Annotated in this window: 10 protein-coding genes; 8 read left to right on the top strand and 2 right to left on the bottom strand. The window is 70.4% G+C overall.

The window, feature by feature from the left end; all coding sequences use genetic code 11:
- The first annotated feature begins 80 nt into the window (after window positions 1-80).
- The 3 genes from H4O13_05130 to H4O13_05120 all read left to right on the top strand — a co-directional run bounded on the left by H4O13_05130 (window position 81) and on the right by H4O13_05120 (window position 4,800).
- Window positions 81-740, top strand: a complete 660-nt coding sequence (locus tag H4O13_05130) for a hypothetical protein (GenBank protein MBE5314770.1) — start codon at window positions 81-83, stop codon at window positions 738-740.
- A gap of 189 nt (window positions 741-929) precedes the next feature.
- A complete protein-coding gene (lnt, locus tag H4O13_05125; protein ID MBE5314769.1) occupies window positions 930-3,419 on the top strand; it encodes an apolipoprotein N-acyltransferase in 2,490 nt (829 codons plus the stop codon).
- A 139-nt stretch (window positions 3,420-3,558) separates the two neighbouring features.
- Window positions 3,559-4,800 carry a hypothetical protein gene (locus H4O13_05120; protein MBE5314768.1) on the top strand — a complete coding sequence of 414 codons (1,242 nt, stop codon included), beginning with the start codon at window positions 3,559-3,561 and terminating at the stop codon, window positions 4,798-4,800.
- Between the two features lie 124 nt (window positions 4,801-4,924).
- On the opposite strand, the gene H4O13_05115 is transcribed toward H4O13_05120, so the two are convergent.
- Window positions 4,925-5,806 (bottom strand): lipid A biosynthesis lauroyl acyltransferase, encoded by an 882-nt coding sequence (locus tag H4O13_05115; GenBank protein MBE5314767.1) that lies wholly within the window; start codon window positions 5,804-5,806, stop codon window positions 4,925-4,927.
- A gap of 165 nt (window positions 5,807-5,971) precedes the next feature.
- Window positions 5,972-7,477 (bottom strand): rhomboid family intramembrane serine protease, encoded by a 1,506-nt coding sequence (locus H4O13_05110; GenBank protein ID MBE5314766.1) that lies wholly within the window; start codon window positions 7,475-7,477, stop codon window positions 5,972-5,974.
- Window positions 7,478-7,545: 68 nt separating this feature from the next.
- Here H4O13_05110 and H4O13_05105 point away from each other — a divergent pair, with 68 nt between their 5' ends.
- The 5 genes from H4O13_05105 (at window position 7,546) to H4O13_05085 (ending at window position 15,024) form a co-directional block, all read left to right on the top strand.
- Window positions 7,546-8,982 carry an aldehyde dehydrogenase family protein gene (locus H4O13_05105; protein MBE5314765.1) on the top strand — a complete coding sequence of 479 codons (1,437 nt, stop codon included), beginning with the start codon at window positions 7,546-7,548 and terminating at the stop codon, window positions 8,980-8,982.
- 292 nt (window positions 8,983-9,274) lie between these two features.
- Window positions 9,275-11,431: a TonB-dependent receptor gene (locus H4O13_05100; GenBank protein ID MBE5314764.1), complete on the top strand. Its 2,157-nt coding sequence runs from the start codon at window positions 9,275-9,277 to the stop codon at window positions 11,429-11,431.
- A gap of 1 nt (window position 11,432) precedes the next feature.
- Window positions 11,433-12,167 (top strand): ATP-binding cassette domain-containing protein, encoded by a 735-nt coding sequence (locus H4O13_05095; protein ID MBE5314763.1) that lies wholly within the window; start codon window positions 11,433-11,435, stop codon window positions 12,165-12,167.
- Window positions 12,095-13,624 carry a DUF3526 domain-containing protein gene (locus H4O13_05090; protein MBE5314762.1) on the top strand — a complete coding sequence of 510 codons (1,530 nt, stop codon included), beginning with the start codon at window positions 12,095-12,097 and terminating at the stop codon, window positions 13,622-13,624. Before H4O13_05095 ends, H4O13_05090 begins: the two co-directional genes overlap by 73 nt.
- Window positions 13,621-15,024 carry a DUF3526 domain-containing protein gene (locus tag H4O13_05085; protein ID MBE5314761.1) on the top strand — a complete coding sequence of 468 codons (1,404 nt, stop codon included), beginning with the start codon at window positions 13,621-13,623 and terminating at the stop codon, window positions 15,022-15,024. Before H4O13_05090 ends, H4O13_05085 begins: the two co-directional genes overlap by 4 nt.
- Window positions 15,025-15,037 lie beyond the last annotated feature (13 nt).

The raw sequence follows: 15,037 nt of genomic DNA, 5'->3' as shown, positions 1-15,037 counted from the left end.
GCCGAGTTAACCCAAGGCCCATGCCGTCTCCGCAGCCGCCGTCGAGCACACCGCAGCCCGCCTCAAGGGGCGGGCTGCGCGTGTCTGTCGCCCGCGATGCCCGCGCCAAGCGCAGGCAGCTCGGGTGGCTGCTGCTGGCCGTTGCGGCGATCGCCGCGGGGCCGCTGTGGCTGCTGCTCGACGCCACGCGACAGACGGCAGAGATCTCCGCCGGCGACACATCCGCAGCCCCACAGGTGCTGCATGCCCCTGCCACACCTGACGCGGCGATGCCTGTTGCGACGCCTGCCGCCGCCGAGCCTGCCGCTGCGCCGCGCGTCCACGCCCCGGCGCCGCTGGCGCCCGTCGACGACACCGTTCTGCCCAGCCTCGATCCGAATGACCTCGCCGCCTATATCCGCCCGGGTGACCCCGAGCCCACCGGCGCCGAAGTGATCCGCGCGCTGCACGAGGCCGGCATCCGCGAAGGTCTGGGGGCCTTCAACCCGCCGGGCACGGTGCCGCTGATGCCGGGCATCGTGGTGCCCGATGACTTCGTGCTGCCGCCGGGCTATGTGCGCCACTACCAGGTCACCGATGCCGGCGAGATGCTGCCGCCGGTGCTGATGTTCTCGCCCGACCATGACTGGCGGGATGGCAACGGCCGACCGCTGCCGGGTGATCGTCTGGTGCCGCCGGAGATGGCCCCGCCCGGCATGCCGATCCATCCCCTGCCCTTGCCCCAACCGCCCCAGGGTTGAGCGCGTGACCGGCCCTGAACGCCGCGCGCAGCGGCGAACGTTCTCGCTGTGCCTCTGGCGGCAGCGGCGCCGAAAGCTGCGGCTCACGCCAGCGCGCGCCGGCACGCGAACGCAGCGACGCGACGGGCAGAGCGCCGCGGTGCGCACGCTGTGCTGAGCCCCGGATCGCGAGCGAGAACCGCCGCGTCACTGCTGGCGGCCATCGCCCTGAGCGCGCTGCTGCTGGGCCTGTATGCGCGGGGCGGTCTCGCCTGGCCCTTGGGCTTCGTGCTGCTGGTGCCCTGGCTGTGGGCGCTGCAGCGCGCATCGAATGTCGGCCACGCGCTGCTGCTGGGGGCGGCGATGTCGGTCGGCTACGTGCTCGCCGCCCTGCACTGGTTCGCGCCCGCGGTCGCCAGCTACACGGGCTGGCCGCTGCCGCTGGCGTTGACGGTGCTGGCGCTGTGCGGGCCGCTGCTGCAGCCGCAGTGTGTGGCCTATGCCTTGACGGGACATCTTGTTGCCCGCCGTTACGGTCCGATGGTGGCCGTCCTCGCGGCGGCCTCCGCCTGGGTCGCGAGTGAGGCCCTGCTGCCCAAGCTGCTGGGCGACACCCTGGGTCATGGCCTGCAGCCCGCGTCGCTGCTGCGGCAGTCGGCGGACCTGTGGGGTGCCGCGGGGCTCAGCTTCCTGCTGCTGCTGGTCAACGCGGCCGTCATCGAGGCGCTGCGCCGCGCACGTGCCTCGCAGCCCGCGAAGCACTGGCTGAAACCGCTGGGTCTCGCGCTCGCACTGCCGCTTTCGCTGGCGCTGTACGGCCTCTGGCGCACGTCGGACGCTGGGTTCGATCCCCCGGCAGACGCAGCGCGGCTGCGGGTCGCGATGGTGCAGTCGAACATCACCCACTACGAGGATCTGCGCCGCGAGATCGGCGCTTATGCGGTCGTGCGCAAGGTGCTGGACACCCACTACGCGCTGTCGGACCGGGCCATCGCCGAGCAGCGGGCCGATGCCCTGCTGTGGTCGGAGACGGTCTACCCCACGCCCTTCGGGCATCCGCGAAGCGCCGACGGCGCGGAGCTGGACCGCGAGATCGAGGCCTACGCGCGCAGCCGCCGGGTGCCGCTGGTGTTCGGCACCTACGACGTCGACGGCGCCGGCGAGTACAACGCCGCCGCCTTTCTCGACCCGGAGCGCGGCCTGCTGGGCTACTACCGCAAGACGCATCCGTTTCCGCTCACCGAGTACGTGCCGGGCTGGCTCGACGGCGCTGCCCTGCGTCGCGCCCTGCCCTGGGCCGGCACCTGGCAGCCCGGCCACGGCCCGCGCGTGATGCCACTGCGCGCCGCCGACGGCCGCGAGGTCAACGTGCTGCCGCTGATCTGCCTCGACGCCGTGCATCCGCAGCTCAGCATCGACGGCGCGCGGCTCGGCGCGCAGGCCATCCTCGGGCTGTCGAACGACGCCTGGTTCACGCAGTGGCCACAGGGCGCCGAGCTGCATCTGGCGGTGGCCAGCTTCCGCAGCATCGAAACCCGCCTGCCGCAGCTGCGCGTCACCACCAATGGCATCAGCGCGGTGATCGATGCGCGCGGCGAGATCGTGGCGCGCACGGCGATGGGCGAAGCGGCCGTGCTGGTGGGCGAGATCGCTGCGCACGATCCGCCGCCGACGCTGATGCTGCGGCTCGGCGACTGGGTCGGTCGCGCGGCTCTGCTGTTGCTTGCGCTGCTGGCGGTGCATGCGCTGTGGCGAACGCTGGCGACGCGCTGGCCGCGCGCGCGCCGCGCTCCGATCGCAGACCTGCTCGCGGGCGATGGCCTGCCGGTCCTGCTGCTGAGCCGCTTTGCCCGCGCCTCGATCGGGTGGGCACAGGGTCTCCTCGCGCTTGGCCTCGTCTGGATGGGCGTTCGGATGCTCACGATCGACGGGCTGCAGGTGGGTTCGCTGCGGCCACTGCAGCACTTCGGGTTTGCCGTGCTCGCGCCCATCGTCGCGCTCTGGGCCCTGCAGCGTGCGTTCGCGGCTCGCGCCTTCCTGCGCGAGGGCCTGCTGCGCATCGAATCCGAAGCGCGTCGCATCGAAGTTCCGCTGAGCGCGCTGGCCGCAGCGGAGACGTGGCGACTGCCCCTGCCCTCGCCCGGGCTGCAGCTGCGCACGCAGGCCGGAGAGCGTCTCGACCTCGCCCTGCCCTCGTCCCACGACTTCATCGCAGCGCTGCTGCAGGCGGGCGCGCCCTCCACGGCCGTGGACCACAGCACACCAAACCTGCTTCAGCACTGGGCCGAACAGCGCCTGCGCAGCCGACATCGCTGGCTCGATGCGTCCTGGCTCAAGCTGGGCCTGTTCCCTCTGCTGCCCGCGCTGGTGGCCTTTCATCTGCACCAGGTGATCGCCTTCGGCGGGCCTTTCGGCGAATGGCTCACGTTCGGTTTCAGCGCGTGGTTCAAGGCGCTGCTGCTGTGGTGGGCCTCGTGGGTGCTGGGGCTGAGCCTGTGCGCAGCAGCACTGCGCGCACTCGTCGAGGTCGCGGCGCTGGCGGCGCTGGCGATCCAGCGCCTCGCGGCGCCGAAACCTGCACCTGCCGCGCAGCTCGCGACCGGCCCCGACGCGTGGCCGCTGCGCCAAGCGATCGAATGGAGCCTGCGCGCGATCCACTACCTGGGCGTGCCGATGTGGCTGCTGCTGCGCGTGCTCTGAGCGCGAGCGACCTGGAGGCTCCGGCCGGCGTCACGCCGCGATCTCGGCCGCGTCTGCGCCCTGTGCTCGCATCCCCGGTGTGCCTTGCGCATCATGAAGGTGCCGCGCGCTCGACTTCCGCCACCCTTCGGAACCCTGCATGTCCCGTCCTTCGCCCCGTTCGTCTTCGATTCCCCCTTTCTGGTTGAACCTGCGCTCGATCAGCACCTATCCCTTTCGCGGCGATGCGCTATTCACCCTGCTGCTGTTGAGCGCAGCGGAGCTGTTGACCGGGCTGCCGGTGCTGGGCTTCTTCATCAACCTGTTCCTGCTGCTGTGGGCCTACAAGTACGCCTTCAGCGTGCTGCGCGACACCGCCCACGGCCGCATGGAATCGCAGGTCGGCGTGCTCGAGTCGCCCGACTCGGTGGTGTTCAAGTTTGTCGCGCTGAACATCCTGATGCTGCTCATGCTGCTGCCGCTTGCCTACGCCTTCGGTGCAGTCGGCGCCGGGCTCGGACTGATCGTGATCACCTTCGCCCAGCCCGCGGCCACGATGGCGCTGGCGATGGACGAAAGCCTGGCCAACGCACTCAATCCCAGCACCTGGTTCGCCTTGATCGGCCGCATCGGCTTGCCCTATGGGCTGCTTTGGCTGCTGCTGCTGGTGTTCCAGGCCAGCGCGGCGAATGCCGCCGACTGGCTCGACGCCTGGCTGCCGGGCATCGTCGCCACGGTGCTGGCACAGGCGCTGTTTCTGTGGGGCCTGTTCGGCACCTTCCACCTGATGGGCTACCTGATCTACCAGTACCACGAGCGTCTGGGTTTCGAGCCCGACGGTCACGTCCACGCCGCCGAGGTGCCGCGCAATCGCGAGTCCGAGCTGGTCGCCGCGGCCAGCGCCCGCGTGCGCGAGGGTGACAGCGCCGGAGCGCTCGCCGTGCTGCGCGAGGAGATGCGCGAGCGCGCGCTCAGCCTCGAAGCTCATGAGCTGTATCGGCGGCTGCTGCGCGCCGAGGGCGACGCTGCGGAGCTGGCCCGCCATGCTCGGCAGTATCTGTATCTGCTGATGGTCGAGAAGCAGGACCGCAAAGCGTTGGCGCTGGCCCGCGAGTGCCTGGACGCAGACTCCGCCTTCGCGCCCATGGAAGGCGCGGACGGCCTGCGCTTGGCCGAGCGCGCCGAGCAGCTGAGCCAACACAAGCTCGCCGCCGACATCCTGATCGGCACGGCGCGCAGCCACGCTCGCGAAGCGGTCGGCACCGAGGCCGCCCTGCGCGCGGCGCGCGCGCTGCGCGAACGCTATGGCCGCGACGACCTGGCGCAGCAGCTGCTGACGTTCGTCCACGGCCAGACCAAGAACGAGGAGCGCCGCGCGCAGCTGGCAGCCGCGCTGGGCTGATGCAGGCGAGCGCCGCGCCACAGGCGACGCTTGCGCGATGCGTAGCGGCAGAACCGCAGGCCGCGGGGCATGCCCATGCTCCGCGCGGGTGCGAGCAGACATCTTGTGCCCGTCCGCCCCGCACTCAGCGCCCCCGGGCGTAGAGGTCCGGCTCACCCGGTGGCCGCGTCTTGAAGCGCTTGACGCCCCAGTCGTAAGCCTCCGGCGCCTCACGCACCCGCGCCTCGACCCAGGCGTTGTAGCGCTCGGCCGCAGCCACACCGTCGCGCCCGGGAAACTCCGGCAGCGGGGCTTCGAAGCGCAGCGCATAGCGCCCGTCCGGCAGCGGCCGGGCCCAGGTCGGTACGATGGCGCCGCCGGCGCGGCGCAGCAGAGTGGGCATCGAATCCAGGGTCGATGCCTGCACCCCGAAGAAGGGCGCGAACGTGTTGCGAACCCGCACGTTGACATCGGGCGTGTAGACCACCGCGTCGCCGCGGCGCACGGCCGCGCAGAAACCGTGCATATCGCTGCGCGCGAGCACGCCGCCCAGGTGCTGGCGGCGACGCGCGTTGATCTCTGCGTCCACGCCGCCATCGCGAAAGGCTCGCACGATCGGCCGTACCGGCACGCCCGCGAGCTCGCGGATCGCTCGCATGTGCAGTTCGCTGCCGTGGAAATGCGCCCCCAGCAGAATGAGGCCGCGCCCCTGCGCCAGGGCCCTCTGCAGGTGCTCCAGACCCTCGATCTCATAGAGATCGGCGAGGCGCAGATCGTTGGCGTACCAGGCCACGCAGGCATCCAGCAGGCCCTTGAGATTGGTGACCAGGGCGCGATGGGCCAGGGCCTCGCGCGCCTCGGCCGACAGCTCGGGGAAACACAGGGCGAGGTTGGAGCGGGCGATGCGCCCGCGCTTGGCCGCCAGCCTGGCCGCGAGCGGCGCCAGAAGGCGGGCCAGGGACTGCCGCTGCAACGGCGTCCGGCGCGCGACCCAGCGAGCCAGCCAGCGCAGCAGTCGTCCCTGCATACCGGGCGTCATGCGTCTCGCGAGCCCGTACTGTACGGCGGCGGTGGCGGATTTACGGCGGTGCACAGGGAGAATCGGCTCATGCGCTGAGGTTAGCGGAACTCGATGTCTGGTCACGCCAAGGCCCGGTCCGCGCTGACTCGCACACCTTGGACGCGGCCCGCGCTAGCCCAGCAACACACGGGCCTTGGCGGCCTCGGGCGACTGTGGAAATCGCTTCATCAGCTCGCGCAAGGTGCCGCCCGGATCGCCGCTGGCACCGCCCTGGCGCTCGGCCAAGGCCAGCTTGAACCACAGGCGCGGCTGCAGCGCGCTGTGCAGGTCAAGCGGCAGATCGCGCAGCAGCGCATGCAGGGCCTCGAAGCGACCGGCCTGCAGCTGGCGCTCGAAGCCTGCGGCGAACGCCTCCGCAGCCACCCGTGGGCTGCCGCTGGCGGCCTCCTTCAACAGGCCGAGATGGCTGCCGAGATCCAGCCCGGGCTGCACCAGCAGCTCGGACAGGATCGCACCCGCCTGCGGCAGTCGGGCTGCGAAGCGCGCAATGCGATAGCGGGCGATGCGCGCGCGCGGCGAAGCGGCAAGCGCTTCATCCTCTTCCGCCAGCGCATCCAGACTGGCCTCGGCCTGGGCAAGATCGAGCCGTCCGATCTGCTGCTCGGCCGCGTCCAGCAGCGCACTCGCGCGCTCGCGCGAGCTGCTGTCGCTGAGTTCGATGAAGTCCTCACGCACCCCACCCAGTCGGCTCACCGCGAGACCGAAGGCGGCACCGGTCAACAGCCCGCCGGCGTGCGCGTCAAAGCCGATGCCGGCGTCGGGATGCATCAGCAGATTCCAGACTTCCCAGCCCAGCCACACAGGAAACAGCAGCAGCGCCGGCGCGCGCACGTAGTCGAACACCACGAAGAACCAATAGAAGAAGCGCACCGGCCGCAGGCCCCAGATCCAGCAGTACGCGCCCATGAGCGCCGCCACGGCGCCGGACGCCCCGAGCCCCGCATGGGGCTCACCCCAGTTCCATGCCAGCGCTGCGAGGCTGGAGCCGATCGCACCGAGCCCGTACAGCAGCACCATGAGACGCGCGCCGATCGCCCCTTCGACCAGCATGCCGATCAGCAGCAGGAACAGCATGTTGCCGAGGAGATGTCCGACGCCACCGTGGAGAAAAGCGGAGCCCAGCAGCCGCGCGGGATCGAGGCTCTCGGACTGGATCTGGTAGCGCCAGGTGAAGCTGCGCGAAAGTTCAGCCTCATGCGCGTCGCGCAGTGCGCGCCAGGCGCTTGGGTCCGACACGGTGGACGGCAGGGCACGCAGGAAGGCCGGATCGAGATCGATCAGCTCCGAGAGCTGACTGGAGCGCACGGGCTCTGGCGCTGCGCGCAGCATCTCCACATGGGCCTGCATGCGCGCCGGCAGATTCTGGCTGGAGGACGCCAGCCAAGCCTCGACTTCGAGCGCCGCAAGGCCGGATTCGACATAGCGCTGACGGGCGTAGGCCTCGCGCTCGGGGTCGCCGGACTGCAGCACGATGAACACGAACAGGTTGAGCAGCAGCAGGCCGAACGTCGCCCAGGGCAGGTGGCGAACGTCGAGCGGGTGGTGCAAGGGCAGGATCAGCACGGCAGAGTGGGCAGCGCCATAGGCATCGACAGGCGCAAACCATAGCGCAGGCACGGGCGCTGCGAGCGACGTCGGCCGCGCCCTGGCCTTACACTCGCCGCACACCGAAGCGAGGACCGTCCATGCTGACGTCGAACTATCCGCAGTACATCGGCAGTCGCGCCGAGATGCCGAACGCGGGCCTGGACGTGCTCGACAAGTTCAGCGGCGAGGTCGCGGCGCGCGTACCGCTGGCCTCATCGCAGGACGTGGAGCGCGCCATTGCGGCGGCCCATGCAGCGGCGCCAGCGCTGGCCGCGTTCAAGCCCTGGCAGCGCCAGGCCGTGCTCGAGCACTGCGTGCGCCGCTTCCGTGAGCGCGCGGATGAGCTGGCGCTGGCCCTGTGTATCGAAGCCGGCAAGCCGATCAAGGATGCACGCGGCGAAGTGGGCCGTTTGATCGACACCTTTCGCATCGCCGCCGAAGAGTCCGTGCGGATCGGCGGCGAGACCCTGAACCTCGAGATCTCGGCCCGCGGCAGCGGCTACCGCGGCTTCACCCGGCGGGCGCCCATCGGCCCCTGCAGCTTCATCACGCCCTTCAACTTTCCGCTCAACCTGGTGGCGCACAAGATCGCGCCCGCCATTGCCGCGGGCTGCCCCTTCGTGCTGAAGCCGGCGCCGCGCACGCCGATTGGCGCGCTGATTCTCGGCGAGATCCTGGCCGAGACCGACCTGCCAGTAGGCGCGTTCTCGATTCTCTGCTGCAGCAACGAGGCCGCCGCACCGCTGATCGAGGATGAACGCTTCACGCTGCTGTCGTTCACCGGCGGCGCGATCGGCTGGGACTTCAAGGCGCGCGCCGGCCGCAAGAAGGTCACACTCGAACTCGGCGGCGATGCCGCCTGCATCGTCGATGCCGAGCCGGGCGTGGCGCTGGAGCACGTGGTCGATCGGCTGGTGTTCGGCGCCTACTACCAGAGCGGCCAGAGCTGCATCAGCGTGCAGCGCATCCTGGTGCACGACAGCCTGTACGCGACCCTGCGCGAGAAGCTGATCACCCGCGTCGAGCAGCTGAAGATGGGCAATCCGCGCGACGAGGACACCTTCATTGGCCCGCTGATCGACCATGCGGCGGCCGAGCGCATTGAAGCGTGGATCCGCGAAGCCAAGGACGGCGGCGCCCGCGTTCTGGCCGGCGGCGAGCGCCGCGGCAATCTGCACGCGGCAACCCTGCTGCAGAACGTTCCGGCCGAGTGTCGGCTGGCCCGCGAGGAAGCCTTCGGGCCAGTCGCTTACCTCGAACCTTTCAGCGACTTCGACGCCGCCATCGCCCGCGTCAACACCTCGCGCTACGGCCTGCAGGCGGGCGTTTTCACCCGCGACATCCAGCGCGCCCTGCGCGCTTGGGAGAGGCTCGAAGTCGGCGGCGTGGTCGTCGGCGATGTGCCGAGTTTCCGCATGGACAACATGCCCTACGGCGGCATCAAGGCCAGCGGCCTCGGCCGCGAGGGCGTGCGCTGGGCCATCGAAGACATGAGCGAAACGCGGCTGCTGGTGTTGAAGGACTGGCAGGGCTGACGTGCCCTTCAAGCGGCTTGTCGAAACGCTGCCTTCCCGGAAGTTTTTCGAATCCGCGGTCCAGCACGGGCCCGCACCTTCTGCCAACACATTCATCGCCTACGCGCTTGCCGTGTCGACTCGGCCCTCCATGGCCGAGCTCGCAGGCTGCGCTTCAACAGACAGCCTGCGAGCGCGCTTCGAAAGCGCTGGACGGCTGCCAAGCGGGGAGCACATCCCTGCCCTTCGGCCTACTTCGCGGGCGCGTCACGGGACGTTATAGTGTTTCACTTCGCCCAAGCCGCTTTCTGCCATGCCCACCCACGCCCCCTGCACGCTCCGGACTCTCGCGCTGACCCATGCCATCGCCGTGGCGCTGCTCGCACTAGCGCCCAAACCCGCCTTTGCGCAGTCCGAAGACAGCGATGCCGAGCGGCTGGATGCCATCGAGGTGGTCGGGCGCAGCGTCTCCGGCACCTACTACGCGGACGACGCGGCCGGGGCGAAGTCGGCCCTGCCGCTGCGCGAGCTGCCGCAGTCGGTGCGCGTGCTCTCCCGTCAGGCCATCGACGACCTCGGTGCGTTGCGCCTTTCCGATACGGTCGACTACGTCGGCGGCGTCTCGCGCCAGAACAACTTCGGCGGGCTGTGGGACAACCTTGCGCTGCGCGGCCTGCCAGGCAACGAGAACACCGGCAGCGCCCTGCTGCTGAACGGCTTTTCGGCCAACCGCGGCTTCAATGCCCCGCGCGACACCGCCGACGTCGAGCGCTTCGAGTTTCTGAAGGGGCCAGCCTCGGCGCTGTACGGCAGCAGCGAGCCCGGCGGCACGGTCAACGTGGTCAGCAAGCGGCCGCTGTGGCAGCCGGCCTCGTCCATCGAACTGTATGGCGGCAGCCACGCTTTCCGACGGGCCGCTTTCGACAGCACGGCACCCGTGGGCGAGAGCTTCGCCTGGCGACTCAATGCCGCGGTGGAAGACCGCGACAGCTTCCGCGATGTCGTCAACCAGCAGCGTCGGCTGCTCGCCCCTGCGTTCACCTGGAAGCTCGGCCTCGATACCGAACTGAACTATGTGGGCCAGTGGCTGCGCCATGAAGCCGTGCTCGATCGCGGCGTGCCGGCCATCAATGGACAGCTCGGCGTCGTGCCGGTGGAGCGCTTCAACGGCGAACCCGCTGACGGCCGCGTGCGCCTGCAGAACGCCCAACACCAGCTGAGCATCGACCACGCGATGAACGAGGCCTGGAACCTGCGCGGCGCGCTGTCGCGGAAGGACGGCACGCTACGAGGCTTCTCGACCGAGCCCTCCCTGGTCGAGGCCGATGGCCGCACGCTGCGCCGCCAGCGTCGCTTCCGCGACTACGAATCGGACGACACCGCGCTGCAGCTCGAAGCCGTTGGCCGCCTCCAGAGCGACGCCGTCGAACACGAGCTGCTGATCGGCGTCGAGCGCTACGAGTTCGAGCTGAGCCAGCTGATGCTGCGCATCAACCCGAGCGCAGCCGCGCCCTATGCCATCGACCTGTTCAACCCGGTCTATGGTCAGCCGCGGCCAACACCGCTGGCGAACACCGACACCTTCGAACGCCAGCGCAGCACGGCGCTTTACCTGCAGGATTCGATGAGTTTCGGCGAGCGCTGGCGCGTCGTCGCCGCCGTGCGCGGCGAGCGCTTCCAGCAGGACTTCGAGAACCGCCGCAACGGCCGCCGCAGCGAACAGGATCCGACCGAATGGGTGCCGCGCCTGGGCCTGTCCTGGCTCGGCGGCGCGGGCTACACCCTGTTCGCGAACGTCGGCCAGTCGTTCCGGCCGAATGCCGGCAGCGACGTCAACGGCGCCGCCTTCGATCCCGAATCAGGCCACGCGCTGGAGGCCGGCGCCAAGTGGGAGCATCGCGACGGCGGCTTCGGCGCCACGCTCACCGCCTTCCAGATCGACAAGCGCAATGTGCTGACCGGCGACCCCGCCAACGCTGGCTTCTCCATCGCCGCCGGCGAAGTGCGCAGCCGCGGCCTCGAGTTCGATGCTTCGGGCCGCATCGGCGAACACTGGCGACTCAACGCCGCCTGGGTGCAGCTCGATGCCGAGGTCACCCGCGACAACGTGCTCGACGTGGGCAGCGCCCTGATCAACGTGCCGCGCCGCAACGGCAGCCTGCTGGCGGTGCATGAGCGCAGCCTCGGCCGCGGCCTCATCGGCCTGGGCGGCGGCGTGACCTATGTCGGCGAGCGCGCCGGCGAGACCCGCACCCGCGCCGAAGCGGCCAGCGGCCTTGCCCTGTTCCGCCTGCCCTCCTACAGCACCGCCAAGCTGGTCGCCTACTGGCAGCCCAGCGATCGCTTCAGCCTCTCGCTGGATGTCGACAACCTGTTCGATCGCGAGCACTACGTCAGCTCAGTGCTGCGCACCTGGGTCACGCCGGGCGAGATGCGCCGCATCACGGTCGGCGCGCAGCTGAGGTTCTGACATGGGCTGGCAGCCGGAGGATCTGCGCATCGAAGTGCGTGGGCTGCATCACCGCTATGGCGAGCAGCCTGTACTGCGAGGGCTCGACCTGCAGGTGCGCGCAGGCGAGGTCTATGCCCTGCTCGGCGGCAACGGCGCCGGCAAGTCGACCACGGTCGCGGCTCTGCTGGGGCTGATCAAGCCCGAGGCCGGCGAGCTGCGGATCGCCGGCATCAATGTGCGTACCCACGTGCAGGATGCGCGCGCGCAGCTCGCCTACGTCGCCGAGAGCATCGCCCTGTACGAGCATCTGTCGGCCGTCGAGAACCTGGACTATCTGCTTGCCCTGGCGGGCATCGAGCCTGATCCCGTCGGCGTGATCGAACCCGCCCTGCAGCGGGTGGCGCTGCCGCGCGAAGCCTGGCGGCGACCCCTGTCGGGCTACTCGAAGGGCATGCGCCAGAAGGTGGCCATCGCCCTGGCGCTGGCGCGACGCACGCCGGTGCTGATCCTCGACGAGCCGGGCTCGGGTCTGGACCCGCGCGCCACGGCCGAGCTCAACGCCCTGCTGCAGGCGCTGAAGGCGAACGGAGTGGCCGTGCTGATGGTCACCCACGACCTGCTTTCGGCCGCCGACACCGCGGACCGCATCGGCTTTCTCGCCGACGGCCGCATCGTCGAGGAATGGCGCGCGCAGGGCGAGGACCGCTTCGACCTCAACGCCCTGCATCGACGCTTCGCCGAGGCGGCGGCGTGAGCGCGACGGTTTCAATCGAAGGCACCGGTTGGACGCTCAAGCCGCGCCGCGGCCACGTCGTGCGGATCGCCCGCGAAGAGCTGCGCTGGCTGCTGCGCCACGGCCTGAGCCGCGCGGCGGCCGTACTGATGCTGATCCTGATGCTGGCGGCCACGGTGGCGGCACTGGATCAGCGCGCCCGCGCCGACTCCGCCCGCGCGCGCGCGCAGGCCAGCAGCGACCAGGCCTTTCTCGATCAACCGGATCGGCACCCGCACCGGGTCGTGCACTACGGCCAGTTCGCGCTGCGCCCCTTGGGCCCGCTGGCGTTTTTCGACTTCGGCGTGGACGCCTACACCGGGCATCTGATCTACCTTGAGGGCCATCGCCAGAACAGCGCCAACTTCGGCGATGCGCGGCAGTCTTCCCTGCTGCTGCGCTTCGGCCAGCTCAGCCCGGCCTTTGTCCTGCAGCTGCTGCTGCCGCTGTTGATCGTGCTGCTGGCGCACGCCGCCATCGCCCGCGAGCGCGCCGGCGGCAGTCTGCGCCTGCTGCGGGTGCAGGGCGTGCCGCTGGCGCAGATCGTTGCCGGCAAGCTGCTTGCCCAGTCCGGCGTCGCGGCCACGCTCAGCGCGCCGGCGCTGATCGCCGTGCTCACGGTGGCCAGCGCGCACGGCCGGCTTCTGCCCGCGGTGCTGCTGTGCGCGCTGTACCTGCTGCACGCCCTGCTGTGGGTGCTGCTGGCCCTGCAGATCTCGCTGCTCGCGCCGCGGCCACGCGAGGCCCTACTGGCCGGGCTGTCGCTGTGGGCGGTGCTGTGCGTGGCCCTGCCGCGCATCGCCGCCGACCAGCTGCAGCGGAGCCAGCCGCTGCCCACGCGGGTCGCCACCGACATCGGCGTGCAGAAAGCGCTGGCAGCGATCGGCGACAGCCACAACCCGAACGACCCCTACTTCAGCGCGTTCCGCCAGCAGGTGCTGGAACGCTACGGCGTGCAGCGCATCGAAGACCTGCCGGTCAACTACGGTGGTCTGGTCATGCTGGAAGGCGAACGGCTCACCAGCGAGCTGTTCCAGCAGCAGATGCAGGCCCTGCAGACGATCGAGGCCTCGCAAGCGGACGCGCTCGCCACGCTAGGCTGGCTGTCGCCGCTGCTGGCCCTGCGCCCCGCCTCGATGCAACTGAGCGGCACCGATGCGGGCACCCACCGCGCGTTTCTCGCGCAGGCGGAGCAGCATCGCTTCGCCTTCGTGCAGGCGCTCAACACTCTGCATGCGGAAGAGATCAAGCAGGTCGACGACCGCGCGCAGAAGCTTTCGCATGACACCTGGGCGACACTGCCGCGCTTCGAGTTCGTGCCGCCCGCGCCGACGCTGGACGCACAGGTGCTGCGCGCGGCCGCGGTGCTCCTGCTGTGGATGCTGCTGCTGGGCATCGCACTGCATCGGCTTGCAGCACGCGCGGAGCACGCGGCATGAGCACGATCGTAGCGGCTGCTGTGGGCGTGCAGCGTCCACGCGCGTTCGCGCTGCTGCGCCGTGAGCTGCGCCTGCTGCTGCGCGCGCGCATGGCGGTGTTCGCCCTGCTGGTGCTGGGCACGCTCAGCCTTGCCGCCAGCTGGAACGGGGCGCGGCAGATGGACGCGCAGCGCGCGCGCATCGCCGAAGCCCAGGCCCTGCAGGCCGAGAGCAGCGCCCTGGTGCTGGCCCGCTATGGCGCCAGCGGCGACGCCGGCAATCTCGCCTATCACCGCTCTGTTCTGGCCTGGGACGAACCCGCCGCGCTCGGCTTCAGCGCCGTGGGTCAGCGCGACATCGCGCCCTGGCTCATGCGGGTCCGCGCGCTGGGGCTGGAAGCGCAGATCTACGAGGGCGAGCACGCCAACCCGGCGCTGGCGCTGACCGGTCGCTTCGACTTCGCCTTCGTGCTCGTGTATTTGACGCCGCTGGTGCTGATCGCCTTGCTGCACGACCTGTTCAGCGCCGAACGCGAAGCGGGACGACTGGCGCTGCTGCGCGCGCTGCCCGCGGCCGGGGGCGGATTGTGGTGGCGACGCGCGGGGCTGCGCACCGCGCTGGTGCTGCTGGCGCTGTGTCTGCCCGTGCTGCCGTTCGCGATCAGCAGCGGCGCCGCCGCCACAGCCCTGGTGAGCCTGATCGGCCTCTGCACGCTCTACGTTCTGTTCTGGGCGGGGCTGTGCCTCGCCGTCGCCAGCGCCCGCGGCGGCTCCGGCGCGCACGCCGCCCGCCTGGTCGGGCTGTGGCTGCTGCTCTGTCTGGTGCTGCCCAGCCTGGGGCAGGCGGCCCTGCAGCGCGCGCTACCGGTCGACAGCGGCCTGGAGCTGATGCTGGCCCAACGCGAAGAAGTGCATGCCGGCTGGGACCGCCCCAAGCCCGAGACCTTCGCGCGCTTCTTTGTCGACCACCCGGAGTGGCGCGACACCCCGCCGGTCGAGACGCGCTTCCACTGGAAGTGGTACTACGCCCTGCAGCACGCTGGCGATCTTGCCGTGCGCGAGGCCAGCGCGGAGTACCGAGAGCGCTTGCGTCAGCGCGAGCGGAGCACCCACCAGCTGGGCTGGCTGCTGCCCGCCGTCGCCACGCAGGCAGCCCTGCACCGGTTGGCCGAGAGCGATCTCGAAGCCCATCTGCAGTTTCTGGATCGGGTGCGCGACCTGCACCGCGCGCTGCGCCTGCAGCTGTACCCCTACGTGTTCGAAGAGCGCGCCTGGACGATCGAGGATGAAGGCAAAGTGCCGCGCTACGCGGACACCACCGAAGCACCCGCCGCGCCCCTGGGCCTGCTCGGCATGCTGGCCCTGTGGGCGCTGGCGATGCTTGCGCTCGGGGCGCGTGGACTGCGCAGGAGCGTCGCCTAAGCGTCACGCGGGG

This window comes from Lysobacterales bacterium (genome assembly GCA_014946745.1).
GTDB lineage: Bacteria > Pseudomonadota > Gammaproteobacteria > Xanthomonadales > Xanthomonadaceae > Aquimonas.
The sequence above is the reverse complement of the archived record's forward strand: the minus strand, read 5'-3'. Positions and strand labels throughout refer to the sequence as shown.